The following is a 3,076-nucleotide window of genomic DNA, read 5'->3' on the forward strand; positions in this document are numbered from 1 at the left end:
GGGTAGGCGCCGGCTTCTTCGCCGCCGCGGCGGGGGCGGGCGGCTTCGGCTTCTCGGCAGCCTTTTCGGCCGGCTTCGGTTTCTCCGCCGGCGGCTGCTGCACGCTCGGCGGCGTCAATGACATCTGCGCGTGCGCGCCCACTCCCATGACAAGGAGCACAGCAACCAGGCCTGTCAGGCGCAGCATCGTCATGGGCCGTTCAGCTCTGTCCGGCGAGGGCCGCCGGAGCGGTCGCATGCGCCTGCCGGATCGTCGCGCCGATCTCGGCCAGCGCTGCCGCCGGTCCGCGCGGATCATTCCAGACGAGATCGTCGACCAGCACGAAATCCGCCCCCGCGGCAACGAAGTCGGCCGCTTCCTTCAACGAGATCGCATAGCCGACGCAGGGTGGCTCGAACAGCTCGGCCCACCAGGCCAGGCGCTCATTGACGGCATCTGGCGAGGGCCGCCGGCCCTGCGCGTCGCGCTCGCCGAACAGCACATAGTCGGCGCCGAGTTCCCCAGCGCGCATCGAATCGTGCCGCGTCGAGAGCCCGCCGCAGCCCGCGATGCGGTCCGGCTTCAAGCCTGGCATCGCCTCTTCCAGCGCGGCAATGCCGGTCAGATGCGCACCATCCGCTCCGGCGCGGGCGACGATGTCGGCATGGCCGTCGATCAGCAGCGCCGCGCCGGTGCTCTGGATCGCCGGCGCCATCGTCTTGACGGCCGTGATCATGCTGCGCGGATCGCTCTCCTTCAGCCGCACCAGCACCGCCGCGACGTCGGCGCTGGCGAGGATCGCGGGCAGGCTGGCGGCGAGCGCCGCCGCGTCGGTCACGACCGGCGTCGCCAGATAGAGGCGCGGCGCCGGCCGCGCGGGAGAGGTCTTGCCGGACAAATTATGCCGCCTTCTTGTCGCGCCGCGCCATCAGGTAGCGGGGAATCCTGTCATTGTCGATGTGGTGAGCCACGGCACGCCCGGGGGCGGAGCGTACGCTCTGCGGGTAAACCGTGGTGCGGTGATCCGCAAGTCTGCCGGGCCCTGCCGTTCGGGCGGCACGAATGGTCGTGCCGCGTGCCGCCGTCGCAGGGGTGACGGGGTTCAGTGCGAAGATGTCCATCATCTGCTCCAGACGGCACCTGCCCTGCCCGTCAAACTAGACGGTTCTCGGGCCGATGCCGAGCAAACATTGGCCGCAGCCGAGGCAGGCTCTCACAGAGGTGAACGGGGCGTTCCTGAATGTCGTCCGAGCGATGTCTCACGTCCGCGGCGATCGGCTCCCCTCCCCCTTTCGGGGAGAGGTTGGGGGTAGGGGTCCGCAGGCGCTGAACTCGATGATGTGCGCCCGGGCTCGTCCATCGCCTCATTGACGGAGTGCGCGACGTGGCTCGTCCACGCCTGTACGCGGCGTCAGGGCAATATCGCATGCAGGCGGAAGCGTGCTCATCATGAATGGTCCGACTCGGAGACCCCCACCCCCGACCCCTCCCCGCAAGGGGGAGGGGAGTTTACCGCCGCCTTGGCGGTCACTGAGCTCCAGCAAGCTTGTTGCAGGCCGGCTCACGCCACCTTCGGATCGAGCTCGCCCTTGGCGTAGCGCTTGGCCATCTCGGCGGTGGTCAGCACGCGCTTGATCTTGCCGGCCTGGCCGGCGGTGTTGAACTCCTCGAAGCGCTGCTTGCAGAGCTTGGTCATCGCTTCCATCGCCGGCTTCAGATACTTGCGCGGATCGAACTCCTCCGGATGCTGCGACAGCACCTTGCGGATCTGGCCGGTCATCGCCATGCGGTTGTCGGTGTCGATGTTGATCTTGCGGACACCGTTCTTGATACCGCGCTGGATCTCCGCGACCGGCACGCCCCAGGTCGGCTTCATCTTGCCGCCGAACGAGTTGATGATCTCCTGCAGGTCCTGCGGCACCGACGACGAGCCGTGCATCACGAGATGCGTGTTCGGCAGCTTGCGGTGGATCTCCTCGATCACGTTCATCGCGAGGATGTCGCCGTCCGGCTTGCGCGTGAACTTGTAGGCGCCGTGCGAGGTGCCCATCGCGATCGCGAGCGCATCGACCTTGGTCTCCTGGACGAACTTCACGGCCTCGTCGGGATTGGTCAGCAACTGGTCGTGCGACAGCTTGCCCTCGGCGCCGTGGCCGTCCTCCTTGTCGCCCATGCCGGTCTCGAGCGAGCCGAGCACACCGAGCTCGCCCTCGACCGAGATGCCGCCGAGATGCGCCATGGTGGTCACCGTCTTGGTGACGCCGACATTGTACTCCCAGTCGCCGGGGGTCTTGCCGTCGGCCTTGAGCGAGCCGTCCATCATCACCGAGGTGAAGCCGGACTGGATCGCGGTCATGCAGGTCGCCGGCTCGTTGCCATGGTCGAGATGCACGCAGATCGGGATCTGCGGATAGATCTCGGTCAGCGCGTCCATCATGTGCTTGAGCATGACGTCGTTGGCATAGGCGCGCGCGCCGCGCGAGGCCTGGATGATGACCGGCGACTCCGTCGAGCTGGCCGCTTCCATGATGGCCAGCGCCTGTTCCATGTTGTTGATGTTGAAGGCCGGGACGCCGTAATCGTGCTCCGCCGCGTGATCGAGCAATTGACGCAACGTAATACGAGCCATGGCTGGAACTCCCTGATGAAGAATTGGACCGTGCTGACGCACGCCTCGAAATCGCTGCACCGTGCATAACGCGGTGGTGAACGGAATCCAAGGGTGGCGGCGACGCAGCCGGGACAAGCAAGTGCTTGGGCGTTGTTTAGGTTAGCAGCGAGAGCGTATTCTGTCGGCTGACAACGCCATGGGGGCGAGCGCTGGTCTTGGCAGTTCAGCTCTTCCTGGCTTCGAGAGCCGCCATGCGCTCTTCGACCGCGCTGACCCGCTCGTCGAAATCACTCGCCGCGGCGCGCATCATCACCAGCATGCCAGCGGAATCGCGGCGCTGTTTGCGGATTAAAGTCTCCAGGGCGTCGAGCCGCTTTTCTGTCGATTCTCTGAACGAGCCGAGCTCCGATCGAAACTCCGCTCGGAGCGCAACGATGCTCTCCTGGATCTTGATCAGGATCTGGTGGACAGCGTCTGTCGGGGTC

Annotated in this window: 4 protein-coding genes and 1 pseudogene; all 5 read right to left on the bottom strand. The window is 66.2% G+C overall.

Features of this window, described 5'->3' with window-relative positions; genetic code table 11:
* Nucleotides 1-193: pseudogene (locus BRAO375_RS33850) on the bottom strand (HcpA family protein); the annotation flags it as partial.
* A 7-nt stretch (nucleotides 194-200) separates the two neighbouring features.
* Nucleotides 201-878, bottom strand: coding sequence for a thiamine phosphate synthase (locus BRAO375_RS33855; protein ID WP_009031925.1), 678 nt, complete (start codon nucleotides 876-878; stop codon nucleotides 201-203).
* Between the two features lies 1 nt (nucleotide 879).
* Entirely contained in the window at nucleotides 880-1,101 is a 222-nt protein-coding gene (locus BRAO375_RS33860) for a hypothetical protein (protein WP_009031926.1), read from the bottom strand.
* 440 nt (nucleotides 1,102-1,541) lie between these two features.
* Nucleotides 1,542-2,609 carry a class II fructose-bisphosphate aldolase gene (fba, locus tag BRAO375_RS33865; protein ID WP_009031927.1) on the bottom strand — a complete coding sequence of 356 codons (1,068 nt, stop codon included), beginning with the start codon at nucleotides 2,607-2,609 and terminating at the stop codon, nucleotides 1,542-1,544.
* A 205-nt stretch (nucleotides 2,610-2,814) separates the two neighbouring features.
* A complete protein-coding gene (locus tag BRAO375_RS33870; protein ID WP_035643513.1) occupies nucleotides 2,815-3,051 on the bottom strand; it encodes a hypothetical protein in 237 nt (78 codons plus the stop codon).
* Between the last annotated feature and the right edge of the window lie 25 nt (nucleotides 3,052-3,076).

Origin of the sequence: Bradyrhizobium sp. ORS 375, from assembly GCF_000239775.1 — a bacterium.
Lineage (GTDB): Bacteria > Pseudomonadota > Alphaproteobacteria > Rhizobiales > Xanthobacteraceae > Bradyrhizobium.

Excerpts from the sequence above, each read along its gene's own strand:
- fba (WP_009031927.1), bottom strand. The coding sequence starts at position 2,609 with ATGGCTCGTATTACGTTGCGTCAATTGCTCGATCACGCGGCGGAGCAC.
- BRAO375_RS33860 (WP_009031926.1), bottom strand. The coding sequence starts at position 1,101 with ATGGACATCTTCGCACTGAACCCCGTCACCCCTGCGACGGCGGCACGC.